This window comes from Methanogenium marinum, assembly GCF_028912405.1.
GTDB classification, from domain to species: domain Archaea; phylum Halobacteriota; class Methanomicrobia; order Methanomicrobiales; family Methanomicrobiaceae; genus Methanogenium; species Methanogenium marinum.
Genome location: NZ_JAKELO010000002.1, coordinates 1303825 through 1327485, shown reverse-complemented (window position 1 = coordinate 1327485; position 23661 = coordinate 1303825). Strand labels below are relative to the sequence as shown.

The 23661-nt window shown below is 49.1% G+C and carries 25 protein-coding genes and 1 tRNA gene; 12 read left to right on the top strand and 14 right to left on the bottom strand.

Annotated features, from left to right (window positions below; genetic code table 11):
• Window positions 1-99 precede the first annotated feature (99 nt).
• From L0665_RS06855 to L0665_RS06840, 4 genes are all read right to left on the bottom strand, one after another.
• The gene (locus tag L0665_RS06855) at window positions 100-765 is read right to left on the bottom strand and encodes a peroxiredoxin (RefSeq protein ID WP_274924953.1); all 666 of its coding nucleotides are present in this window, start codon (window positions 763-765) and stop codon (window positions 100-102) included.
• A gap of 171 nt (window positions 766-936) precedes the next feature.
• A complete protein-coding gene (locus tag L0665_RS06850) occupies window positions 937-1281 on the bottom strand; it encodes a carboxymuconolactone decarboxylase family protein (RefSeq protein ID WP_274924952.1) in 345 nt (114 codons plus the stop codon).
• Window positions 1282-1288: 7 nt separating this feature from the next.
• Window positions 1289-1414 carry a desulfoferrodoxin FeS4 iron-binding domain-containing protein gene (locus L0665_RS06845; protein ID WP_274924951.1) on the bottom strand — a complete coding sequence of 42 codons (126 nt, stop codon included), beginning with the start codon at window positions 1412-1414 and terminating at the stop codon, window positions 1289-1291.
• A 59-nt stretch (window positions 1415-1473) separates the two neighbouring features.
• Window positions 1474-1692 (bottom strand): zinc ribbon-containing protein, encoded by a 219-nt coding sequence (locus L0665_RS06840; protein ID WP_274924950.1) that lies wholly within the window; start codon window positions 1690-1692, stop codon window positions 1474-1476.
• Window positions 1693-1820: 128 nt separating this feature from the next.
• Here L0665_RS06840 and L0665_RS06835 point away from each other — a divergent pair, with 128 nt between their 5' ends.
• Window positions 1821-2426, top strand: coding sequence for a flavodoxin family protein (locus L0665_RS06835; protein ID WP_274924949.1), 606 nt, complete (start codon window positions 1821-1823; stop codon window positions 2424-2426).
• Between the two features lie 172 nt (window positions 2427-2598).
• Here L0665_RS06835 and radC read toward each other — a convergent pair whose 3' ends face one another.
• On the bottom strand, window positions 2599-3264 hold the full coding sequence (gene radC, locus L0665_RS06830) for a RadC family protein (protein WP_274924948.1): 666 nt from the start codon (window positions 3262-3264) through the stop codon (window positions 2599-2601).
• Between the two features lie 159 nt (window positions 3265-3423).
• Here radC and L0665_RS06825 point away from each other — a divergent pair, with 159 nt between their 5' ends.
• From L0665_RS06825 to L0665_RS06815, 3 genes are all read left to right on the top strand, one after another.
• Entirely contained in the window at window positions 3424-3924 is a 501-nt protein-coding gene (locus tag L0665_RS06825) for a rubrerythrin family protein (protein WP_274924947.1), read from the top strand.
• 57 nt (window positions 3925-3981) lie between these two features.
• Window positions 3982-5142 (top strand): FAD-dependent oxidoreductase, encoded by a 1161-nt coding sequence (locus L0665_RS06820; RefSeq protein WP_274924946.1) that lies wholly within the window; start codon window positions 3982-3984, stop codon window positions 5140-5142.
• 99 nt (window positions 5143-5241) lie between these two features.
• Entirely contained in the window at window positions 5242-5847 is a 606-nt protein-coding gene (locus L0665_RS06815) for a HEAT repeat domain-containing protein (RefSeq protein ID WP_274924945.1), read from the top strand.
• Window positions 5848-5932: 85 nt separating this feature from the next.
• On the opposite strand, the gene tfrB is transcribed toward L0665_RS06815, so the two are convergent.
• On the bottom strand, window positions 5933-7429 hold the full coding sequence (gene tfrB / locus L0665_RS06810) for a fumarate reductase (CoM/CoB) subunit TfrB (protein WP_274924944.1): 1497 nt from the start codon (window positions 7427-7429) through the stop codon (window positions 5933-5935).
• A complete protein-coding gene (tfrA, locus tag L0665_RS06805; protein WP_274924943.1) occupies window positions 7426-9069 on the bottom strand; it encodes a fumarate reductase (CoM/CoB) subunit TfrA in 1644 nt (547 codons plus the stop codon). Before tfrA ends, tfrB begins: the two co-directional genes overlap by 4 nt.
• A 59-nt stretch (window positions 9070-9128) precedes the next feature.
• On the opposite strand from tfrA, the gene L0665_RS06800 reads away from it, so the two are divergent.
• Together L0665_RS06800 and purM are read left to right on the top strand one after the other, a co-directional pair.
• Complete coding sequence (locus L0665_RS06800) at window positions 9129-10514, top strand: aspartate kinase (RefSeq protein WP_274924942.1); 1386 nt, start codon at window positions 9129-9131, stop codon at window positions 10512-10514.
• A complete protein-coding gene (gene purM, locus L0665_RS06795) occupies window positions 10515-11519 on the top strand; it encodes a phosphoribosylformylglycinamidine cyclo-ligase (protein ID WP_274924941.1) in 1005 nt (334 codons plus the stop codon). It begins immediately after the preceding gene.
• A 1090-nt stretch (window positions 11520-12609) separates the two neighbouring features.
• Here purM and L0665_RS06790 read toward each other — a convergent pair.
• The 3 genes from L0665_RS06790 to L0665_RS06780 are packed head-to-tail and all read right to left on the bottom strand — an operon-like array spanning window position 12610 to window position 14078.
• Window positions 12610-13143 (bottom strand): ZPR1 zinc finger domain-containing protein, encoded by a 534-nt coding sequence (locus tag L0665_RS06790; RefSeq protein ID WP_274924940.1) that lies wholly within the window; start codon window positions 13141-13143, stop codon window positions 12610-12612.
• Between the two features lie 2 nt (window positions 13144-13145).
• Complete coding sequence (locus L0665_RS06785; RefSeq protein ID WP_274924939.1) at window positions 13146-13526, bottom strand: cell division protein SepF; 381 nt, start codon at window positions 13524-13526, stop codon at window positions 13146-13148.
• A gap of 54 nt (window positions 13527-13580) precedes the next feature.
• Window positions 13581-14078: an RNA-binding protein gene (locus tag L0665_RS06780; RefSeq protein ID WP_274924938.1), complete on the bottom strand. Its 498-nt coding sequence runs from the start codon at window positions 14076-14078 to the stop codon at window positions 13581-13583.
• Window positions 14079-14206: 128 nt separating this feature from the next.
• Between L0665_RS06780 and L0665_RS06775 the strand changes: the two genes are divergently transcribed.
• From L0665_RS06775 to purF, 3 genes are read left to right on the top strand one after another with little or no spacing between them, the layout of a single operon-like run.
• Complete coding sequence (locus L0665_RS06775; RefSeq protein ID WP_274924937.1) at window positions 14207-14434, top strand: LSM domain-containing protein; 228 nt, start codon at window positions 14207-14209, stop codon at window positions 14432-14434.
• Window positions 14435-14460: 26 nt separating this feature from the next.
• Window positions 14461-14625 carry a 50S ribosomal protein L37e gene (locus tag L0665_RS06770; protein ID WP_274924936.1) on the top strand — a complete coding sequence of 55 codons (165 nt, stop codon included), beginning with the start codon at window positions 14461-14463 and terminating at the stop codon, window positions 14623-14625.
• A gap of 33 nt (window positions 14626-14658) precedes the next feature.
• The gene (purF, locus tag L0665_RS06765) at window positions 14659-16083 is read left to right on the top strand and encodes an amidophosphoribosyltransferase (protein ID WP_274924935.1); all 1425 of its coding nucleotides are present in this window, start codon (window positions 14659-14661) and stop codon (window positions 16081-16083) included.
• Window positions 16084-16233: 150 nt separating this feature from the next.
• Here the strand turns inward: purF and L0665_RS06760 are convergent.
• Window positions 16234-16308: transfer RNA gene (locus tag L0665_RS06760), tRNA-Met, on the bottom strand.
• Window positions 16309-16486: 178 nt separating this feature from the next.
• On the opposite strand from L0665_RS06760, the gene L0665_RS06755 reads away from it, so the two are divergent.
• Together L0665_RS06755 and L0665_RS06750 are read left to right on the top strand one after the other, a co-directional pair.
• Entirely contained in the window at window positions 16487-16879 is a 393-nt protein-coding gene (locus tag L0665_RS06755; RefSeq protein WP_338036425.1) for a thioredoxin family protein, read from the top strand.
• Window positions 16880-17378: 499 nt separating this feature from the next.
• Window positions 17379-17558 carry a hypothetical protein gene (locus L0665_RS06750; protein ID WP_274924933.1) on the top strand — a complete coding sequence of 60 codons (180 nt, stop codon included), beginning with the start codon at window positions 17379-17381 and terminating at the stop codon, window positions 17556-17558.
• Between the two features lie 344 nt (window positions 17559-17902).
• On the opposite strand, the gene L0665_RS06745 is transcribed toward L0665_RS06750, so the two are convergent.
• The 3 genes from L0665_RS06745 to L0665_RS06735 form a co-directional block, all read right to left on the bottom strand.
• Window positions 17903-18517, bottom strand: a complete 615-nt coding sequence (locus L0665_RS06745) for a flavin reductase family protein (RefSeq protein ID WP_274924932.1) — start codon at window positions 18515-18517, stop codon at window positions 17903-17905.
• 409 nt (window positions 18518-18926) lie between these two features.
• Window positions 18927-20084 (bottom strand): ABC transporter substrate-binding protein, encoded by a 1158-nt coding sequence (locus L0665_RS06740; protein WP_274924931.1) that lies wholly within the window; start codon window positions 20082-20084, stop codon window positions 18927-18929.
• Entirely contained in the window at window positions 20081-22003 is a 1923-nt protein-coding gene (locus tag L0665_RS06735) for an Nramp family divalent metal transporter (protein WP_274924930.1), read from the bottom strand. The genes L0665_RS06740 and L0665_RS06735 overlap by 4 nt, the downstream gene beginning before the upstream one ends.
• Before the next feature lie 198 nt (window positions 22004-22201).
• On the opposite strand from L0665_RS06735, the gene L0665_RS06730 reads away from it, so the two are divergent.
• Window positions 22202-23659, top strand: coding sequence for a sensor histidine kinase (locus L0665_RS06730; RefSeq protein ID WP_274924929.1), 1458 nt, complete (start codon window positions 22202-22204; stop codon window positions 23657-23659).
• Window positions 23660-23661: the final 2 nt, after the last annotated feature.

Here is a 23661-nt window from a genome sequence, read left to right as displayed (position 1 = left end):
GTTTTTATGGTAAGAAGTGATAAAACCATCCAACCCTGCACGTTTCGTTTAGATGCGAGAGACACAAAGTGATTCCCTAACAAAAAGGAGGGGGTGATCTCAGATATCTTTAAAGCAGAGATACCAGTCTTTGCATTCGTAGCCCTCTTTCATACGGGCCTCTGCTCCTTTTTGGGTGGCAGGTGCCGGCACAACCACTTTGTCACCCGGCTGCCAGTTGGCAGGGGTGGCGACACCTTTCTCGTCTGTTGTCTGAAGTGCCTTTACCAGCCGGATAATCTCCGGGATATACCGGCCATTCGTGAGTGGGTAGTAGATCATCGCCCGCATAATACCCTCCGGGTCAATAAAGAAGACACACCGCACCGTCGCCGTGCTGCTCGCCCCTGCCTGGATCATGCCATAGAGCTGGGCCACATTCATGTCAAGGTCGGCAATGACCGGGAAGGGAATATCAACTCCCATTTTTTCTTTTATGTTCCTGACCCACCCGAGGTGGGCATGAACTGAGTCAATCGAGAGGCCGATGAGATAGGCATTCAATGCTTTTAGCTCCTCATAGACCCCCGCAAGTGCAATAAACTCGGTGGTGCATACCGGGGTGAAGTCTGCAGGGTGGCTGAAGAGCACCACCCATTTCCCCAGATAATCTTTTAGTTCCATTGGCCCGTGTGTTGTCACAGCGGAGAATTCCGGTGCAGGTTCACCCAGCACAGGCCCTTCATGGCAGCAAAGACATTCGTCAAATAACTCTTCGTCATTCATATCTATTCCTCTTCAACATCAGGCCGCTGCCGCTTGTCGGTCAGGGCCATTACAATCGTCTGATTCTCACCGGCAGAAGGCATAAATGTCCGCAGAACCGCGTCTAAAAGCTCCGCTCTTCTGTACAGATCATCGAATAAGGATGCTGCCGAAAGGGGAGTGCCTGATGATCTATCTTTTCATCAGGTCTTCGATTGCGGTGCGCCCATAGGTATAGGCGGGCATACCTGCCAGAAGGAATGTTACCCTGAGTGCCTCTTCCACCTCTTCAAAGTTGACACCGAGGTTTGAAGCCCCTGCTGCCTGGGCACGAACCGCGTGCTGGTCCCGGAGGGCGGCTGCCACACATATGGCAATTATTTTTTTTGTTTGTTTGGAGAGTTTTCCATCTTTCCAGATGAGTTTGTCCATAGATACGACCCAGTCTTTCAGTGCAGGGTCTTCATCTGCCCACTTCTTCACAATAAGAGGAACCTTGCCAATATCTTCTTCCAGTTCTTTAAGCTGTGCATCCATAGTATTCTCACTCCCTCAGGGCCATTGGTTCGCCGCAGCAGACGAGTTCTCCTCCGCCCACTTCTTTTACTTCAACAACATTTCCGCAGATTTCACATTCAAATTTTTGACCTTCACTTTCTACATTTACCATCTTTTATCACTCCATGGTTTGGGGGGGAACAGATGCCCCCCCTTTCTTTTCTTTCTTTTTCAGCGTTTTGGAGGATGTCTGGCATCTTCCGGGGTCTTAATGTCTTCCCGGATGTGTGTCATCGGGAAACAGTCATAATACTCACAGGCACATGTAGGGCATTTTCTGAGATCCTTATCAGATTCATCGATGGCAAATTCGAGACCGCAGTCAATACACTTGTATGTTCCTGGTCCGACTTTATCGCCGGCTTTTACTCGCTTCGGGCTTTCACTCATGGACAAATACCTCTGTGCCTACATCAGACTAAAGCATTATAAATCTTTTCCAGATGGAAATAGTTTTTAAATAGTTCCTGAGTTTTTCTTTAGAAATAATTATCTGTATGAGCACCGTACTCTCCATAATGGCACCACAGATCATTGCCCTTTTGGGAAGCCCCCGCCCGAAAGGGAATACGGCAAAACTGATGAATGAAGCGGTGCGGGGAGTCTGTGATGCGGGTTGTGAGGTTGAGATTGTCTCTGTGCCAAAGTTGAAGTTCAGCCCTTGTAAAGAGATATTTTACTGTCAGGAGCATGCCACCTGTGCAATTAAAGATGATGTGACCCCTTATTTTGAAAAATTTCGGGACATTGACGGACTCATCGTTGCCACACCGGTAATGACGATGGGCATTCCGGGTGCCCTGAAATCATTCATGGACCGTTTTCAGGTATTTTTCATGGCGAAATATTTCCGGAAAGAACCGCTTGTTATCCCTGAAAAGAAGGCACACCGCAGGACACTCCTCTTAAGCATAGGAGGAATGAATATCGAGAATGATTTTGATGGCGTTATTCTTTCCATGAAGGCCTTTTGTGACATTATCGACTGTCCTTACTGGGATGAGGTGCTGCAAAATAATATGGATGGGGTGATAGACATCACAACACGACCTGATGTGATGAAGGCCGCCTATGATAAAGGGTATCATATGGGCGAACTTATCGTTCGTGATATGGCAGAATAGAAAGTCAGTACGGTTGTGAGCACTGCTCTTTGTGCATATGTTTTTAATTGTATTCTGAGATGGAACCGTTCGTTTTCATACGTTTAGATGAGAGATTGAGATATGATTCCCGTTAGTGGAGATGCCTGTTTTGCTCAGGAAATCCATGTTTTTTTGAGTTTGATTTCTCCGTTCAGAAGATTCCCCGTTCCTTCAGACTGGTGTGCCCTGTCTTTGCAACGATGACATGGTCAAGCACCCGGATACCGAGAATTTCTCCTGCCTCGGCAAGTGTGCGGGTGATGGTGATGTCAGCATCTGAGGGTTCTGTATTACCAGAGGGGTGGTTATGGACAAATATCACGGAAGCAGCATGATCGGTGAGGGCAGGGGCAAAGACTTCGCGGGGGTGTACCGGAGAATGAGTGAGAGTGCCCTTCGTTATTGTATGACGCCGTATAACTTCACCAGCTCCGTTGAGTGTGAATACGATGAAATATTCCTGTTGTTTGTGGAGAAGATCAGCAGTCATCATCAGGATATCTTCGGGCCGTGAGATCGTAGTGCCCGGTTTTTTGATGTAGCGGCGGGCCAGTTCAAAGGCTGCGACCATCTGTGATGCCCGACTTCCCCCGATTCCTTTTATTCCGGTCAGGTCATCGTAGGTTATTTCAGTCCCTTTCTCATCCAGAAGGCTAATAATATCCTTTGATATTACGTTAACATCACGGCCGGGGATTCCCTTGCCGATGATTGCTGCAACAAGTTCCCGGTTCTCCAGAACCGTTGGCCCGATTGCGGCGATCCGTTCGCGTGGGCGGTCAATCATGTCTGTATCCCGCATCCGTTTTAATACCATTTTATGTCATTTCCATTTTTTTGACGATTTATTAAAGATAAAATAGGAAACAGGGAATAAAATGGTAACGGTATGAAACAATTTCTCTGTGACAGGCGAAGTATTTAATAATAAGTATGTCTGTTCTATTCCCTATCCAATAAGAGGTTAGAAAATATTATGACAACAGAAGAGAATGCATGGGAAGCGTTCGCAGGGGAATCACAGGCGAACCGCAAATATGCAAATTATTCAGTGAAAGCGAAGGATGAGGGATATCCGGTTGTTGCAAAACTCTTTGCTGCAGCATCAAAAGCAGAAGAAATTCATGCGAGGCGTCTTCTTGGTGCCCTTAAGGCAGTAGGATCAACCGAGGAGAACCTTGCCGGTTCCGTGGAAGGGGAGACACACGAGTTCACCACGATGTACCCTGCCTTTGTTGAAGAGGCAACGGCTGAAAATGCTACCGAGGCACGGACTGTCTTTACCCATGCAATGAAGGCAGAAAAGGTGCATGCAGGTCTCTATACGAAAGCACTTGCTGCAGTGAAGGCTGGTGGCGATCTCGCGGAAACTCCTGTTCACCTCTGCCCGTTCTGTGGCAATGTCATTCTCGGTGAAGTGCCGGAGCGCTGCCCTATCTGTGGAATTCCAGGCTCGAAATTTGAATTGATAGAATAATCATCTTTTTTGGACTTGCTGGTAAGTCTTATCTGTTTCTGTGGTGTAGATGAGATCATGCCGAATGTCACAATATATTCTACGGAAGGCTGTCAGTACTGTCGTCTGACCAAGGGTTATCTCTCACGGCTGGGGGTGCCGTTCACTGAGGTTGATGTCGGCCGTGACAAAATTGCTGCAGAAGAGATGGTGAAACTCTCCGGCCAGTATGGGGTTCCGGTCACCGTGGTTGATGGGGAGGTCATCATCGGGTTTGATGTGGCACGGTTCCGTGAACTATTTGAGACAGCAGAGGCGCCGGCTGTCTATGACATACTCATCATCGGTGGCGGGCCTGCAGGTCTCACAGCAGCGATGTATGCCTCAAGAAAGATGCTCTCTGTGTTGGTGATATCAGAGAATATCGGGGGGCAGGCCCTTGAATCATGGGCCATCGAGAACTACATGGGGTTCCGTCTGGTGACCGGTGGGGAACTAATGCAGAAGTTTGAGGAGAAGGTGCGTGAGGAAGCGGGTATTACTCTTGAACTCGACTCTGTCATTGCCCTTCACGAAGGTGAGGAAGGCAAATTTGTGGCAGATACTGCTTCTGAGCGGAAATTCACTGCCCGGTCTGTCATCATCACGTCCGGTCTGCGTCCGCGGTGGCTGGGTCTTCCGGAGGAGAAACGGTTCATCGGCCGGGGGGAGAGTATCTGCTCTACCTGTGATGGCCCGCTATTTGCCGGAAAGACTGTTGCCGTAGTTGGCGGCGGCAACTATGCCCTCACCACTGCAATCGAGATGAGCGGTATTGCAAAAGAGGTGCATCTTATTGTACGCTCAAATCTGCGGGCAGATGAAATCTACCAGAAAGAGTATGCATCTGTTAAAAACATCATCACCCACAAACCGGCATTGGTGACTGCCATCCATGGAGAGACGCTGATGCAGGGCATCACTATCACCGACCCGGAGACGAAAAAAGAGACCCGGCTTGCGGTGGACGGCCTCTTCCTTGCGATAGGTCATCAACCGAATAACGGCTTTTTAGAAGGGTTTGTGGATACGAATGACCACGGTGAAGTTACGATTGATGTGAACTGCTCGACTTCACGCCCCGGTGTCTTCGCGGCAGGTGACATAACCGAAATTCATGGCAAACAGGTGATCATTGCCGCCGGAGAAGGGGCCAAAGCGGCGCTTGAGGCATATCAGTATCTTTCGCGGAATCACTGAAGAGAGATTTTTGTTCTCTTCTCTGCTTCCGAATTTTTCATTCTCGGAGTGTGGGATTTTTCTCTTTTTACGATATAACGGGTATATATGCGACCATCTTTGGCATTGAAAGTCGGTGTCCTCATTCTTCTGCTCCTCGCTGCCTGCATCTGCGGATGTACGGATAGCACAGGAGGAGGGGCAGGCACCAACAGCGTGATTGACCAGCAGATACAGGCACTTTCGTCTGATGATTCAGACACGGAGCTTGCAGCCATCACCGCTCTAATCCAGACAGGTGAACCTGCGGTGCAGCCAATCATCGACTCCTTTGCGGTCAGTGACAACAAGACCCGTATCTACGGGGCCTTCATCCTTCAGGAGATAGGTGATCCAGCAATTCCGTCACTTGTTGCCGCCCTGAATTCAGAGAATAAAGACACCCGTTCCATCTGCGCAACAACACTTGTGGGTATGGGTGCTTCTGCGGTGCCCTATCTGCTGGATGCTCTTGAACGTGGAGACTCAGACACACAGAAAGTAAAAGAGGTCATCATCCGCATCGGAGATCCGGCTATCCCTGCGTTGCAGATTGCTGCTCTGAGTCAGAATCCGACATTTGCTGCTGAAGCAGATGCCCTTATCAAGTCAATATATTTCTCAGGAAAACTGAAGACTGGTGGCCTGGCAGGATCACAAAATACAACCGCTGATTCAGAGGACTGAGGTAGTAGAGCACAAACACATAAAAAAGGAAGAGGTAACCGTTTTTCCTCTTATTCCTCTTTTTTCCTGTTCTATTTTTTTGTGGTTATTCAATATCTCTGCAGGGGAGATCCTTCCAGTCGGTTTCCTCTCCTGACTCTTCATCATTCTTCTCGTATGCCTCAAAGAGAAGGGTTGTGATGTTGATGACGGGGACGGCGGAGTGTTCGCCAATATGAAACTCACAGAATGGGCATGACGTAACAATTGCCGCTGCTCCGGTCTTTGCAATTGCATCCCGACGGTCACGGCCGAGATCTGCTGCTACCTCGGCCATGCCGGACCGTACACCGCCGCCTGCCCCGCAGCAGCGTGCAGGCATTTCACGGAAGTCGTCTGTCAACTGGCGGAGAATGGCCCGCGGTTCTTCAGTGATGCCCTGGCCCCGGCGGAGATGGCAGGGGTCGTGGTAGGTCAAAGGAACCGAGGATGAGACCGGTGGTTCGATGCCATATTCCATCAGTAGTTCATTGATATCGATGACACGGTACGGTGTGTCATAGTCGTTTTTCAGGGTGGAACCGCACCCGGCACACATGGTGAGCACCGTGTCAATACCACGTTTGGTGAAACAATCAATATTAATCCGTTTGAGTTCAGGAATGAAGTCTGTCTGGCCGGTCCGTATGAGGGGGGACCCACAACAGACCTGTTCCGGCGGGATGATGACCCGGATGCCGTTTCTGCGCAGGACTGCAAGCATCTTTAGGGCAGTGTCCGGCAGACGGCCGTTGTACATACAACCGACAAAGAATCCGACCTCCCCTCTGACCTCACCCACCGGTTCGATCACATCAGGCACCTGTTCCAGCACGGTGGGCATGATATGATCCACACTCCGACCAGTGGCGCGGACCATCTCTGCGACCGTCTGGTGCTTTGGGATGGTGAGCCCTTCGCGGTGTGCAATCTCCCGCAATTTCTCAATGGCCTTCCCTGGTATTGCAATATGTTTCGGGCAGACCTCGAGGCAGCGCTGACATGTAGTGCAGGTGAAAAGTCCCTCATCAACGGTGAGTGCGGCACGGTCGCGGTCATCCCTCGGGTCAAGAGCAATACGCATCTCCTGGCGCATCGCGGTTGGACCTGCAAAGTCGGCGACTGCAATCGCGGGACACTCGGATACGCAGGCAAGGCATTCGATACAGTCCCGGATGGGTCGTATTGCCTCATTTGCTTCCATTGTCAGGTAGCCGCTGAAGATACCAGGTGTGATGCCTGCAAGATCCTGCAGATAACTTTTCATCTCCACCATAAGATCACGTTCCACGGGGAGATTCAGGGGGGATACTGCCATTCCGTCATATGCCTCGTGCATGCAGGCAAGCACCGGTTCATTGTTCACACGGACAGAACAGCTTCCGCATTGTCCTGACCCACAACAGTAGCGGTAGGCAAGGGAGGGGTCACACTGTTCCCGGACAGCGTGAAGGGCATCGAGTACTCGTGCCCCCTCGTTTACATCAACAGTGTAGGTCTCAATATGCGGTGCCGGGTCTTTTTCCGGGTCAAAGCGTTCAATCGTAAAGGTAATTGTGTTCATGCTGTCCCTCGTTTGTCTTCAATGGATGTCCCGAACAGTGACTGCACTGTATGGCCAAAGGGCGAGTCTGCAGGTGTCCAGTCCTGTTTGATGTCCTGCCTGACGTGGGCCCCGCGTGACTCCTCTCTCAGGAGTGCACCGTGAACGATGAGGCGGGCAACTGTGAGCATATTGGTGACAGTGCAGCACTCGTTGAGCATCCGGCGGGTTGTTGCCTTTGGGACCAGATTCTGGAGGCGGTTGATGGTGGCTTCTGCCCTCTTCAGATCTGTTTTTGTCCGGAAAATACCTGCATTTTCCCACATCGTGCGCTTCAGTTCCCTGGTGATTTCATGTGGGGTGATGGTTCCGTTGCAATATGCCTCACATCGTGCAGCTTCGGTTGCGAGCACCTCTTTTATATCCACTGAAATGGCAAAAACTGGCGATTTCCCTGCTGATTCTCCGGCACGTTTTCCGAATACCTGTGTGTCCGCAAGGGCGTTGCCACCGAGGCGGTTTGCCCCGTGGATGCCCCCTGTCACCTCGCCACATGCATAGAGTCCCGGAAGTGTGGTGGCCGCATCCGGCGTTATCTTCAGTCCACCCATGAGGTGGTGTGCGGTGGGGGCGACTTCCATTGGCTGAACCCGGATATCCACACCGAACTGAAGGAACTGTTCAAGCATGATGGGTAGCCGGCGTTCAATCTCTGCTGCGGGGAGGTGTGTCACGTCAAGATAGACGCCACCATGTTCTGACCCGCGGCCTTCAAGGATCTCAGTCGCGATGGACCGTGAGACCACATCACGGGTGGAGAGTTCCATTCTCTCTGGGTCATATCGTTCCATAAATCGTTCCCCAAGGTTGTTTTTCAAAACCCCGCCTTCTCCACGGACAGCCTCGGTGATGAGACGGCCGCGTGAGTCTGGTGGATAAACAGCACCTGTCGGGTGAAACTGCACCATCTCCATGTCGATAAGGGTGGCCCCTGCCCGGTATCCAAGGGCAAAGCCATCTCCGGTTCCTGCAGCGCAGTTTGTGGAGATATCATAACACCGGGTGCCACCGCCGGTAGCAAGAATTGTTGCATCAGCGGTGATTGCGCCCAGATTTCCGTTTCCGTCCAGCGTGATGGCTCCTGCCACCCGCCGACCGTCCATGAGGAGATCGATAGCACTTGTCTCCTGCACCTGTTTGATGCCGGTATTTCGTATCTGTTCGGTGAGGGTTGCGATCATCTCATGGCCTGACCGATCTCCTGCATAACAGGTGCGGCTGAACCGCTGGCCACCAAAGGGGCGCTGGGCAGGAACGCAGTCACCATCCACATCAAAGACAGAACCCCAGGCGGCGAGATCACGGAAACGGTCCGGTGACTCGATTACCAGTGTCTCTGCCAGTTTTGGGTCATTGAGGTATGCTCCCCCGCGCATGGTGTCTTCAAGGTGAAGGCCGGTTGAATCGTCCTCTGAAAGGACTGCATTATATCCCCCTTCCGCCATGATGGTGCACCCTCCTTTTCCCGTCAACGTCCGTGAAAGGAGCACTGTTTCGCCGTACTGACTGGCTTCGAGTGCCGCCCTGCAGCCAGCTCCGCCGCTGCCGATAACAAGCACATGGCAGTCAGTCACAAGATCTTCAGGCATGATATTATCCATTATGCAGTATACTTACATAAAGAAATAGATAGGATTGTGGAGCCAGAATGAGGCTTTTAATGAAATTTGGAGGGACCTCGGTCGGTGATCAGGACTGTATCGGCCGGGTTGTCAAAATATTGAACCATTACCATACCGTGGGCAATGAGCTCTGTGTTGTGGTTTCGGCGATGGCGGGAGTGACTGATCAGCTTCACGCAATCGCAGCAGAAATAGAAGGTGCCAGTGACGAACCGCCCATTGATACGTTTATTACATCGATGCGGACGCGCCACGGAAAGGTCTTACAGGCAGTGGCACCCGGTGAATATGACGCCGTCATGGAGATTATCGACGAAAGGCTCTGTAACCTTGAGAATATTCTTACTGCGGTCTATAACCTGCGGGAACTGACGCCACGGTCACGTGATTATATCATATCGTTTGGCGAGCGCCTCTCTGCACTCATTGTTTCTGCGGCACTGCGAGAGGTGGGAGTTTCCTCTATGGCACTGAACGGCTGCGAGGCTGGTATCCGGACTACAGACCGTCATGGGTGTGCTGAGGTGCTGCCGGAGAGCAGGACTCACATCCAGTCCCGTATCATCCCGCTTCTTGGTGAGTCGGTTCCTGTTGTTATGGGCTATATGGGCTGCACCGGAAACGGGATTGTGACAACACTCGGTCGTAGTGGTTCGGACTACTCAGCTGCCATTGTAGGTACTGCAATTGATGCAGATGAGATTTGGATCTGGACCGATGTTGACGGTGTGATGACCGCTGATCCCCGACTTATCGAAGATGCCCGGGTGCTCTCGGCTGTATCATACCATGAGGCAATGGAACTCTCGTTTTTCGGCGCAAAGGTGCTACACCCACGTTCCATTGAACCGGCGATGCAGAAAGGAATCCTTGTCCGGGTGAAAAACACATTCAACCCGGAGGCCGCGGGCTCCTGTGTGATGGACACGAGCACTCGCGATCATCGGGTGGTGAAAGCTATCACCTACATTGACAAGGTCTCGTTAATCAATATTACCGGTTCCCAGATGATCGGACGGCCAGGTGTTGCCCGTGCCATATTTTCGGCACTGGGTGAATATGAGGTGAATATCATGATGATCTCACAGGGATCGTCTGAGGCCAATATCTCTCTTATTGTGGATGATGAGCACCTGGCTTCCGCCCTTGCTGCCCTCAATGAAGTCATGCAGAGAGGGTCTATTCAGGAGGTTGGACACGACCGCAATGTGGTGGCGGTTGCTGTGGTCGGTGTTGGTATGGCCGGTACACCTGGCATATCCGGCCGGATATTCACCGCTCTTGGGCGGGAAGGCATTAACCTCATGATGATCTCACAAGGATCATCTGAGGTGAATGTGTCATTTGTGGTGAAACAGGCAGACGGGCAGCGGGCCGTCCGTGTGCTGCACGATGAATTCGGGCTTGCAGAGGAGACAGAATAGATGAAGAGACTCATCAAAAAACATACATACAGTGAAGCGGGCGTTGATATCGGGCTGGAGGCAACTGCGGTGAAAGCACTCGTCTCCACACTGACCTTCCGGCGGTCCGGGGACTGTGCACCAGCAGGCGGCAGTGGACATTTTGCCGGTCTGATTGAGTTTGGCGACTACTATCTTGCGATGGCAGTGGATGGTGTTGGTACAAAGATGCTGGTTGCTGATGTGATGGAGGACTGGAGCACCATCGGAATTGACTGCATCGCGATGAACGTAAACGACCTCTATGTGATGAATATCGAGCCTGTTGCCTTTGTGGATTATGTGGCCACCGATAAACTCTCTCTCATGAAGATGGAGCAGGTGGGCATGGGACTAAATGAGGGGGCCCGTCAATCCAATATGACGGTCATCGGCGGTGAAACTGCGACCCTGAAGGGTATGGTGACCGGCCTTGATGTGGCGGGCACCTGTCTGGGAATCCAGAAAAAGGATGCTATCATCACCGGAGAGACAATTGCCGCAGGAGATATTATTGTGGGCGTTCCTTCCTCAGGTATTCATTCAAACGGGCTTACCCTTGCTCGTGAACTGGTGAATTCCTATGCGGGCTATGATCAGGAGATGCCGTGGGGCACAACTCTTGGTGAGGAACTTCTCACTCCTACCCGCATTTATGCAGGAGTACTGGACGTTACTGCTGCCTGTGATGTGCACGGCATGTGCCACATTACAGGAGGTGGCCTTCTCAACCTGAAACGTCTGGGTGACTGGGGCTATGAAATAACCGATCCCCTTATCCCGCAACCGGTTTATCCCTGGATGCAGTCTGTGGGCGATGTAGATGAGGCAGAGATGTACCGTACCTTCAACATGGGCATGGGCTATGTCTTTATCGTCCCGGAAGAGTCCGTGCATGTGGTGCAGAAGATCTTTACTGATGCCCGTCCGGTGGGGAAAATCACAAATACGCCTGGTGTTTTCCTCCGGGGAAAATCAATAGAATAATGATTCACCCCATAATTTTCCAATTTTTATGAGAATTATACGTATTTCCGGGTAATTCCGTCTCCCATTAAAGGGACGTCACTTCCGGATCGAGGTAGTAATACTGATGTTAGATTGGATACCTGCCAAAATATGTATGCAGATCGTCTGTGTGTGCCTCTTGTGCGACGGTCTGCAAAAATGAGGTAGGATTGCCGCCCCCGCATAGCTCCGTCAAACCGGGCGGCATCAGGATATTGTGGTATTCTGCTATTTGGATCGGGTGTTTTCCGCATCCATGTGGTATTGTTCAGTCAGATGCGGGGCATGTCTTTCTGTACAATACAGATCCGATACGTACTGTATTTTCATTGGCATTCCCCGGTCATGGTGGGTGCATCCTTTCACGGGTATATGATGAAACACATTCAGTATGGTGGGTTCTTGAGCCTCGGATTGACTCTTTATCGTTCGTGAATGCCGCCCTGACAACCTTCTTTCATGGGTAAAGAAGGAGGTCAGTATGACAGTTAATTATCAACATCTGTCTTCTGATTCATTCATCTCTGTTCTTCTCTAACCACCCCCTTTGTGGTAGGTGGTGCATACTCCATTCAGGGGTAGATATACTTTTTCCGGGGACTATCCAGAAATGAAAAAATGGATTCGAATATGGTGATAAATTGTTCTTTAACCATAGATTATGCTTATTTATTGTTTGAAAATTCTGGTAAATTCATGTTCGGGGAGACGTCCGGTTCCATACTGACTGTTCTGTTTTTTACGACATTCGCATGGATTGGATGCGATGTTTCCGCACGATCTTCAAAAATCAGGTGTCTTCTCTCATTTTCATAATAGAATATGGACTTTCTATAGAAATTTAGGCCATATCTGTCGCTAATTGGTGCATATGCTACAGAAATTTCTCTTTTTCTTTTCCCCTGCTATTCTGTTCTGCACTATTTTTACTATAAATGTCGAAATTCCAAGTTGACTTCTGTCGGTTTTTGTGTGATGGCCGCGGGCATCATGCGGGTTTATCATGTATATGAAAGAGGGCGCGAACCCGCATTTTCTGGTGGAAAAAAAGGGGAAAATGGTTGATAGATTATTCGATTCTGTCTTCATACTCGATGAATGCGCTTTTCTCTGCATTTGGATGAATGATGGCACTGTTCCCGTCCTTGTCCTGGACGATCAGAACGAAGGGCACGGTGCCTGACCGCATCTCTTCAATACGCGCTTTGAGTTCATGGGCACGATCCAGTTCTTCCCCCTCTGACCAGGTAATCACGCGATCAATGACATCTTCAATGCGGACCAGCACCCCTTCCACATTCGTGATGAATCCTTCACAGATGGGGCCAGGTTCCACGAGTATGCCCAACTCGGGGATTTCTATCGTACCGGTCGTTGATCGAACCACACGGCCTTCCATATCCTTTGGAGAGGTTACTGCGAGTGTGTAACGGGCCGGGTCGTTCTCTCCGAGTATCATTACATCAACAGAGCGGAATCCACAGGAGGGACATACAACGGTTGTAATGAGAGCATCGGAAAAATATGGGATTTCCACAGTTTTATACAGATATTCGATCTCTTCTGAACATTGAAGGCATGGGGCACGGATGACCCGATCCACCCTCACATTCCTCCGCCGATCTTGTCACGGGAAATTTTCACAGCATTTGGAGTAAGAATCACGTATTTCTGGTCACCAAGGCCAACAATATCTCCGTTGATATCGTTTGCAACGGCACGGAGATCTTTGAGAACCCGTTCATAGGTGATTTTGTCCATCTTAAGCCTGGATACGTCTACAATAACGATGTTTCCATTATAGATCTCGTCTTTGACCCGCGGAGTATCCTTAAGGTCATTTATTGCGGCAATTTTGACATACATTGAGGCCGGTGATGCATCCCCTGAAGTGGATTCAAAAGATGCAAGATCAAGCTCCATGTAATCTGACTCAGCTGCAGATGTGGAACTCTTGCCAAGGATAGAATCCAGAAATTTAGCCATGAAAATCGTTTTAGAGTGAATTTTATTTAATGGTATCTTTTTTCCGGAATTTTGTCAGATTTCAAGGTTCCAGAGTTCATCCCCAACATAGTGGAAGGTACGGACCATCTTGCCGGTCTCTGAAGCGTTAATCTCCGCTGCATCGAGTGCTGCAATGCCAACTGCAAGTGGTTTGCCATATGTCTCCTCGGTGATAAGAACTGGGTGCCCTTCCCGGATGTCATCACTCACGCGGACAATACCGGGGCGCATCACATCAGCACCCTTTGCCATGAACCGGACGGCACCTGCATCCACGACTATGTTCCGCGCCGAAAATGGGTGGGCGATGGCTCCCCTGATGGTTGGAAAGACCATCTCCTGGTATTCCATCAAAAAGGGCTTTTTTTCGATGAGATAGAGGGAAATGTCTCCGGTGGTGTCTACCACTTCTACGGTTGATGAACGAAAGAGATCGGTGTCTGGTCCGATCTCTTCTTCAAGTCCCCGGAAGAGGCGGGATAGATCAGATTTTCGTATCGTGTGTCGTTTTCGTGAGTTAATCTTTGCCATTTTTACAATTCCCCGTCATTTTGTATGTTTTTTATGATTATATTCCGGCCTGGAGGGTCGGGTCGTTATGTTTATGTATGTTACTGCCGCAATTATACTAATCCTCATCGATTAGAGCAGGGAGTCTAATGACCAGAAGACCATTGGAAATTTTAGATAAGGCCCTTAACCAGAAACCGGTTATTGTTAGTCTCAAAGGCGGAAGGGAGATCAGGGGTATCCTCCAGGGGTATGATGTTCATATGAACCTCGTCCTCGATAATGCAGAGGAAGATATTGAAGGCGTGGCTGAGAAACGCGGTACTTTAATCGTCCGTGGAGATAATGTGATATACATATCTCCGTCTGTGGAATAAGATATCATTCAGGTTGGTGAAAAAAAATGAGTAAAGGCACACCCTCAATGGGTAAACGGCAGAAAACGACGCATATTGTATGCAGACGCTGTGGTAAGATTTCATTCCACAAGCGCCATGGAGTATGTGCGTCATGCGGGTTTGGAAAATCTCCACGCCTGCGTAAGTACAACTGGATATCGAAGAACTAGATGACTCGATTTCACTGATTTTAGGAATTTATTATGTGTGGAATTGTTGGCATCGTCGATTCAGGCGATGTCTCATTCCCCCTGTATTATGCACTTTATGCCCTGCAGCACAGGGGTCAGGAGAGTGCAGGTATTGCGACATTTGATGGTCTGACACTTTATAAAGAGAAGAGCCAGGGCCTCGTTGCGGAAGTGTTCAATAAGAAGATTCTTTGTGGTCTTCTGGGAGGAACAGGTCTGGGGCATGTCCGGTATCCGACAACAGGAGAGAAGATCCCGGAGAATATCCAGCCTTTTACCTTTACCTTTCGGGGACGGAAGGTGGCACTTGCCCACAACGGAAATCTTGTTAATACCAATAATCTCAGGGAGGAATATGAGGGACGCGGGCAGATTTTCTGCACGACATCCGATACAGAAGTGATCGGCAACATAATCGCTGATGAATATAGGGTGTCTGAGGATGTCGTAGAGGCAGTTGCGATGTGCATGCGCCGCCTCCAGGGCTCTTACTCGGTAGTGATGATGCTTGACAATGAAATTTGGGCATTTCGTGACCCGCTGGGTATTCGTCCGCTCTGTATTGGAAGGACTGATACCGGGCATGTGGTTGCTTCAGAGTCTGTCGCGATTGATGCTCTGGGTGGTTCGTTTATCCGTGACGTCCGTCCGGGCGAACTGGTATGCCTGAAAGGCGGGGAGGTAGAATCTCATCAGATTGCAGAGGCATCTCACCATGCACACTGTATCTTTGAGTATGTCTACTTTGCCCGGCCTGATTCCGTCATCGACGGGCGTCTTGTCTATGATGTGCGGCGCCGTATTGGCCACTCTCTCTTTGAAGAGGCGCCGGTGGAGGCAGATCTTGTCTCTCCTGTCCCTGACTCCGGGATGGCGCATGCGGCAGGGTATGCAGAGGCATCTGGTATCCGCTATAGGGAGGGGCTCATCAAGAATCGCTACATGGGCAGGACCTTCATCATGCCCAATCAGAAAGATCGTGAGATAGCGGTCAGAATAAAACTGAATCCGGTCCGTGGTCATCTGAAAGATCGGTCGCTCATTCTCATCGATGATTCCATTGTCCGTGGAACTACTTCACGCCGCCTGGTGAACATTGTCCGCGATGCAGGGGCCAGGGAGGTACACATGCGCATTGGATCGCCTGCCATTAAGGCTCCGTGTTATCTGGGTGTTGATATGCCCACACGGGCTGAACTGATTGCAAGCGACCTCGATAATGATGAGGTGTGTTCGTCCATTGGGGCGACATCACTGCATCATATCTCTATTTCTGCATTGATCCGTGCCATTGGTATCCCTAAGGAGGACCTGTGTACTGGGTGCCTGACTGGTGAGTATCCACTTGCCATTGGGGAAGAACGGTGCTGCCCGCGTAACGTTACCTGTGTTGCAAAACACTATCAGGCGGGGCTGGAGTCATTTTCTAAGGAATGACCCGTACCGATTTTTTTGGTTTTATCTGAATTTTATTCTCTATTTTCCGTTTTAGGGGCATGTATTGGTCCCAAACATAGTGTGTGTCAGAAAACAATATCTGCTGTAAACGTAGGATATAAAAAAATTCTTAAAAATGAATGCTTAAAATAGCGAGGGATGGATTTGAACCATCGATCTACGGGTTATGAGCCCGTCGGGATTTCCTGACTACCCCACCTCGCTCCAAGAGCTACACAACTAACCTTGTGTCATCTTACTTTAACTCGTATATTGATATATGTTTTGATTTGAATCGGTTGATTCTCCACATATTAGGGTGTGAATGCTCGCGAACATCAGTTTTAAGTAAATATCCCCTCCCATCTGTTCTCATGGATGATGACAATCTGAATAAGGATAAATGCGTACAGCTGCGCGAGAGAATTCGGGAGATATGGTGGGTAAAGTGACTTCTTCTGTCAGATATCCAGGGGCTGTGGTGGAGGTGACTGATATGAATTTCACTGATTTAATACAGAGCCATCAGTATTTTGTGGTCGGCTGCTGGGCAGAGTGGTGTGGTTCGTGCACGACAATGGCGCCGATTATTGAGGAATTGGCAGGGGAGTTTGGAGGGGAGGTCATGTTCGGCACATGTGATGCTGAAATGAACCTGGAGGTGATGGCTTCATTTCATATCCTTGCCATACCAACTCTGCTCTTCTTTGCAAATGGATCTCTTGTGGGGCGTCTCACCGGTGTCCATCCGAAAGAGTCTATACATGCGTCCCTGTTGCGGGTCTTTGTGCTCTGAATTTTATATCGCCTATCGAAACGTGCCGGGTATTCTTCCGGTGATCCGGTTCTCGTGATGGAAAATCTATGTCACGAGTTTTGCATAGAGCATGTTGAGCAGGGATGGTGGAATAGTGTTATGGGGTGCTGGTGAATGTGGTGGATTTGCCTGTTCTTTATAAACTTGTGTGCGGCACTCTGGTGATCTGTCCTGAATTTTTGGGTTTTTTTCTGCGCGATCACGTGTCTGTATCTCCTTATAGGGTGGGTCTGTGGTGGTTATAGTGGCTTATTGTGGTTGAATTCCTGAAAGGTTGCCTTTTTAGTAGTTTTTTGAATCATTCGCCTGGATAATGTGCCGGTTTTTCCAAATATCGACCTGATATTGAATTAAATGTATCTCCATCGCTTTTTGTAATATTTTATGGAATTTCATGCTCATATATGGTGTTGCAATCTGCACAAAGTTTATATGTGTGGCACTGTGACTATCCTTCTGTAGAGATATCATGGGGTTCATGAGAATTACCGGAATCGAGTGCCTGAAACCAATGGGGGAGTATGATCTTGAAGAGCGTGATGAGCTTGTCTGTTCATCCGTTTCTGACGTCTATTGTCTGGATTATGAGTCGTCCTGGCATGTAAACGGTCATGATGATATCCGCATTATGGTTTCTGAGCGCGATGAAGCAGACTGAAACACAGATTCGCTATTCCTGGCCGGAAAAAATACAGGATGGCGACGCCCGGGAAGACATAGTGGGCCATTCCCGGGATTGATGAATATTCTTTTTTGCCTTGCCTGAGTGAATCTCTTTACGGTAAACCGTATTTGGGTTTATGGGGCGGGCAGTATGTCTAATCTTCTGTCTGTGAAAATGCGTGTGGTGCAAGAATGTGTTCCTTCTGAAATGTTTGTGGTACTGTAAAAATATTTTATAATCTTTTTTAGGACAGGTGCGCCTTTTTGCAGGAAATTTCAGCGTTTCTATACCCGAAGTGCCCCGTCATAATTTATTTTTGTCTATACCATTTATTTCAATCAGACTTTCAGACTTCTACCAATTTTACAGGCACGCCCAAGGAATTCGCCAATCTCCCAGTAAGAATTGTCCGGCATAGTGAGTAAAAGCGGTTTTATCTCTGTGACATCCGGTTTTCCGCCGATAAAACAGTTTTCATCCCCATATGCACCTTTTATTTCGCCAATAAATAGATAGTTGGTTGGAAGGTCAATTGTCTCTATAAGTTGGCATTCAAGAGTAATCGGGCAATTCTTAATCATGGGTGCATTGTTCAGGTCACCATAAAATATGTCAAACAATTGTGATTTATCCTTGTTTTTTCCGGATACAAGTCCACAATAATCTGTTTCTTCAATAAGGTCGGTGCCGGGAAAATTTACCGAAAATACCTTATGCATGAGAATGCCGTCTACAGACACGTTTGATTTGTTAATTCCTATGGCTATCATTGGGGGATTTATGTTTGCACGTGTCACCCACCCAACGGTTAAAAAATTGGGACGGTTGTTCAGGCGTGTTCCGACAATAGTTACCGGCATCGGGCAGATGAATACGTTCTTGCCGATCGGTATTTTCTTAGTCTCAGATAGTCTATTTCCATTGGTTTTTGTGGTCTCATTTTGTGCTATCATCGTAAATATCTCCTGATGACCTCCGCGCAGAATGGCCTTCCAAGCCCCCCGATGGATCTGCCAGGTACGGATAATCGTTGAATCGTGTTGCTGATATTTATATATATGTCAGGATGCACATTTTCCGGGGGTAATATCCGAATTTAACCCGTATTCAGAGTTATATCCTAAAAATATACGAAATTATGGAATTATTGTTAAATTTTAAAAATTTAAGCAATAATTGGCATTATAATTAAAAATAATAGTATTTTTGGGCATATTTGGATATTTTATGATCCATCTCATGGACCATCCTGCATATGCCTGTTTTCGGAGCAAAGTGTGTAATTATGTTCTGGTATGGACAAAGCCGTCCATGTCGGTTCGTTTAGGTACTGGGCAACTCTCTTTAACGGACAGGGGATTCTCAGTCGGTTTCAGTGCTGGAGATTTCCTTCCATGAGACCCGTTTCCACATGCCGTCTTCAATTCGCATCACATCAAAAGCGGGAGGGACTCCCCCGTCATCCTCAAAGACTTTTGGCCCACAGACACCCAGATACCGGATATCCCCGAATGCCTCCCGGATTTCATCTGCAGAATATCCGCCATGCCGGATTGCCTCTGCAACAATCATCACGGTGTCATAGGAATAAGGAGCCATCCAGTTGACCGTCCTGGATTTTGATCGTACCTGGTATTCATCAATAAATTCCGGATCCCGAACTTCGCTCGCCTGCATCGTAGCAATGAATCCTTCTGCATAGGATCCGACATGAGAGCAAAGTTCGGTGGTGACAATGCCGTCTGACCCAACCCATTCAACGTCAAGTCCCTGTGCCTCTGCTTCTTTCAGGATATAATCTGCTTCGGTGATATGGGAGATGAGGGCGATACCCTCAGTATTCGGGGTGATGGATGCTATTTCACGAGTGAAATTTACCTGTCCCTCCTCAAAGGATATTGTCTGCTGTACGGTATATCCCCCATCCTCTCCTGCAAGGGAAAAAGACTCCGCGAGGCCGTTTCCATAGGCATTATCGATATAGATGACGGTGATATTATCTACATCAGGGTGGAATATCCGGAAGATTCGGCCCATGCCTCTCCCCTGGTAGGTATCAGATGAGATGGTCCGGAAGACATAGTCGCCATATTCACTCAGTTTTGGTGTTGTAGCCGCCTGGGAGATGAGGACAATATGTTTCTCTTCGGCAACATCTGCGCAGGCGAGGGTACCAGCACTTGTGATGTCGCCAATGACAACGGGGATGCCTTCCTCTGCACACTCCTCCATGAGTTCTGCCGCGTGTTCGGGGAGTCCCCATGTGTCCTTAAAGACTGCCTCCACCTCTTTGCCGCCGATGCCACCGTCTTCATTTATTTCATCGACTGCCATATCCACACCAATCTTCACGTCCATGCCATATTCTGCAAGACCGCCGGTAAGGGGTACCATGATACCTATTTTTATTGTCTCATTATCCCCGTAATCAGGCGTATTTAGTACAGCACTGAAGATGAGGAAACAGCAGATAATACCTGCGATGATGAATGGGAGGTGTTCAAGGAGTGTTTTTTTCATTGTTCTTTCTCCGTTTCCAGTGCTGGGTCAATGTTGGTATTTTCCTCTTTCTCTCCTCCAAACCGGGTCGTGAGGAAATACCCCTTCATCCGGACGATATAGATGAAGAGTATTACTCCGAGCGTTATTGCAAAGACCATCGGAAGCAGGGTGGCCCGGACGATGGTCATGAAATCAGCAAAGGTGGCAATATCCGAGAAGAGTGGTACAAAGATGAAGATGTGTATCACCTCGACAATGGCGACAAGGATGAATCCACGGAGATAGGTGATGTTCCCACGGTACATCCGGGTAAAGCATCCTGCCACAATACCTGCCACGATGGTTGCTATCGCACAGGCAAGGGCGGTCTTCTCCATGCCGGGGACTTGGTAACGGTATGCCGCACCGATAATGCCCGCGCATGCCCCAATAAGGGGCCCCCCCACGATGCCTGCGAGAATTGGGCCGAGATCACGGAAATTGACAATGATACCCTCGTATGCTATTCCACGGAAGGTACCGTATATGGAGAGTGCACCAAAGATGAGAATCGTCCAGAGCCGGTCAACCCAGGTTGGTTTTCCCCTGATGACATCCCGGAAGAGTGTGGTGCCAGCGAAGACAAAGACCACAAACGCGACGACGATCATTCGCTCCGCAAGTGGCAGGCCAAACTTGATGATACCTTCCTCCATGAAAAGTGCCATCAGAAGAAAGATGAGGCTACCAATGGTCATTATGGCGGTCCAAAGGCGGTTTGGTCTCTCAGGTTCTTTGATCTCCATATTGAGGTAGATGAGGATGAACCCCATCACCGCAAAAAAGATCGACGCAATGGCTGAGACGCCGTGGACCAGTGCCATTGGTTCCCCGATGATGACGCCGGTTATGATTATTGCAGTGAAGAGGAGAAGAATAAGGCGGAAGGTGGTCTTTTTTTCCCATTTAATGGAGTATCCAGTGTGAAGAATATCAGAAATGGCCCGTGCGCGGCCGTCCATCCCTGTGAGCACCGCACCGAACATGATGAGGTAGCCTGTCACAAGAAAAGTCTGGGGGCCATAGGGGATGGAGGCAATGACGTAGAGTACCTGGGAAATGAGGGCATCGACACTGAATGTCTCCCCATGTGCCAGATAGGAGATGGAGAATCCGGTGACGCCAAGAGAAATGAAGAGGATGGTGATGATACCCACGAAAAGAAAGGCAATGATGAGGTCAAGGTTCACTCCCTTGATCGATCTTCGGTAAAATGCCGGCCCCATCTTACTTCCTGTCTTTTCTTTGAGCCATATGGAATATAAAAGGAGGTTCAGGGATGAACCGACTGCCCCCATCAGTGCCATAATGGAGAGCAGGGAGCCTGGGGGGATTTCAGGAACCATTCCCGGCAGTATTGCTGAAAAAGAGATGGGATATTGTGTGAGGGAGAAGGCAATGCCAAGGAAAAGAAGGAGTGCTATTGCAATAATCGTGTGTTCCAGCTGTTCATAGGATTCTTTCCAGAGTAGGATGAGGATGGCTGAAAGAGAGATGAATACGATAATCGCAATCGAGTTGATGCCTGGGACGATGTAATCCATGAAGATGCCACCTAATAGCAGCATCCCTGCGAAGGCAAACATCTCAAGGAGATAGATAAACATCACAAGAATCCCTCCCCAGTTCTTCGGGCCGGGAATGGAGGTGATGCCCTGGAAGATGGTTTTCCCGGTGATCATCGTATACCGGGCGATACCGTTTACGAATGCAAATTTATAGATGAGAGTAATGGCGATGACCCAGATGAGTGCGTAGCCGAAGTGTGCACCAATTTCTATTGCTTCTGCTATGCCACTTTCACCTGCAGCAGCGACTGCCAGCAGAAGCCCGGGTCCGAGAAAACGAAGATAATCGGGGATGTGTTTCTTGATTTTGTGACTATATTTTCCGACCATCTCTGTGTCTCTTTAGAATTATAGAATAGTCTCTTTTCAGGGACACTTAAGGATGATGAAATCGGTACATCCGGTGATTTGATGATGAACCTTTTTTAGTCTGTCAGCGTAGTATTGATTATTATGTGTGCACAGGTCGGTTCAGCTCCTGTTTTTGAAAATATTCAGTTCCTGTCCGTCTGGGAGGGGTGATCACGTTTGTCTGTAAGAGAGAGTATGCCACTACCGGATATATGCCGTGGATTCTGTGAGAATGCACCTCACGCCATGCTCATTGCAGATGTGGGTGGGAAGATAATCTGGGCAAATGCAGCGGCGGCCCGGACTCTCGGTAAGGAATCTCTGGATGATCTATTCCAGAAACCATTTTGTTCGTTTCTTTTCTCCATAAGAGTGGGTAGTTGGGGTGACCTCTCTTCCCGGATACGGGAAACCGGGACATTTTCGTATTCTGCTCTCCCTTCTGGCCTGATGAATGCGGGGACTTCCCTCGATGTCATGGTCTCCTGTGCGACAGAGGATGAAAAAGAAAGGTATTTCATTTATCTGACACCGGTTTCCGGAACAGTGAACGCCCCGTGTTCGACACGGAGTGATGAGGAGCGGCTCGATCTGGCTCTTCAGTGTGCTGATCTTGGAACCTGGGATATGAATCTCCGTTCGGGTGAGATGATAGTGGACGGGCGCTGGGCAAGGATGGTTGGCTACCGACTGGAGGATCTGCTGCCCCTTACCTCAGAGCGTTTTATGCAATATGTGCACCCGGACGATCGTGATGCGTTTTTCAGCCTGTTTTCTGGTTGGAGTAAGGGTAAAAACCCGACTGGTTCTCATGAGATGCGTCTGCAGCACAAGAATGGCACCTGGGTCTGGATCCGTTCACAGTGGCAGGTGTTCTGGAGTCCTGAGGATGAGCCGGTGTTGCGGGTGGTGGGTGTCCACCAGGACATCACAGATGCAGTCAAAATAAATGATGCCATTCGTGAGGCGCAAAAGAAGATCACGACGCTTTCCTCTGTTACCCGGCATGACATCCTTAACCAGGTGACGGTCATCCGTATGCTTTTTGACATCATGGAGATGACAGGTGAGGTACCCGTTGATTCGGATACATGGGTGCAGCTCTCGAAAATAAATGATGCGGCGGTTACCATTGAGCGCCAGATTGGTTTCACCCGTGACTACGAAGATCTTGGATCACAGCCACCTGCCTGGCAGGATATTGGTAACCTGGTGATCCTGATGGGTGGGATGTCTGAATTTACCCATCTCACGGTTACGTGTACCTGTAAATCCCTAATGGTATATGCTGACCCAATGCTGGAGCGGGTGGTACATGAACTCTTCATGAATGCTGTTCAGCACGGTGGTGACGTAACCACCCTTACTGTCTCGTGCAGGACAGAGGAAGACGGCACGGCGGTAATTGATGTGTCAGATGACGGTATCGGTATCACTGACGACCGGAAAAATAAGGTATTTTCCCGTGGGATTGGTATCCAGACCCGCTATGGATTGTATCTTTCACGAGAAATTCTCTCTGTCACGGGCATCACTATCCGTGAGACTGGTACAGAAGGGAATGGTGCTGTCTTCTCTCTGTTCGTACCACAGCAGAACTGGAAGATGCGAAGGAACCATCACATCCCTTCATAAAA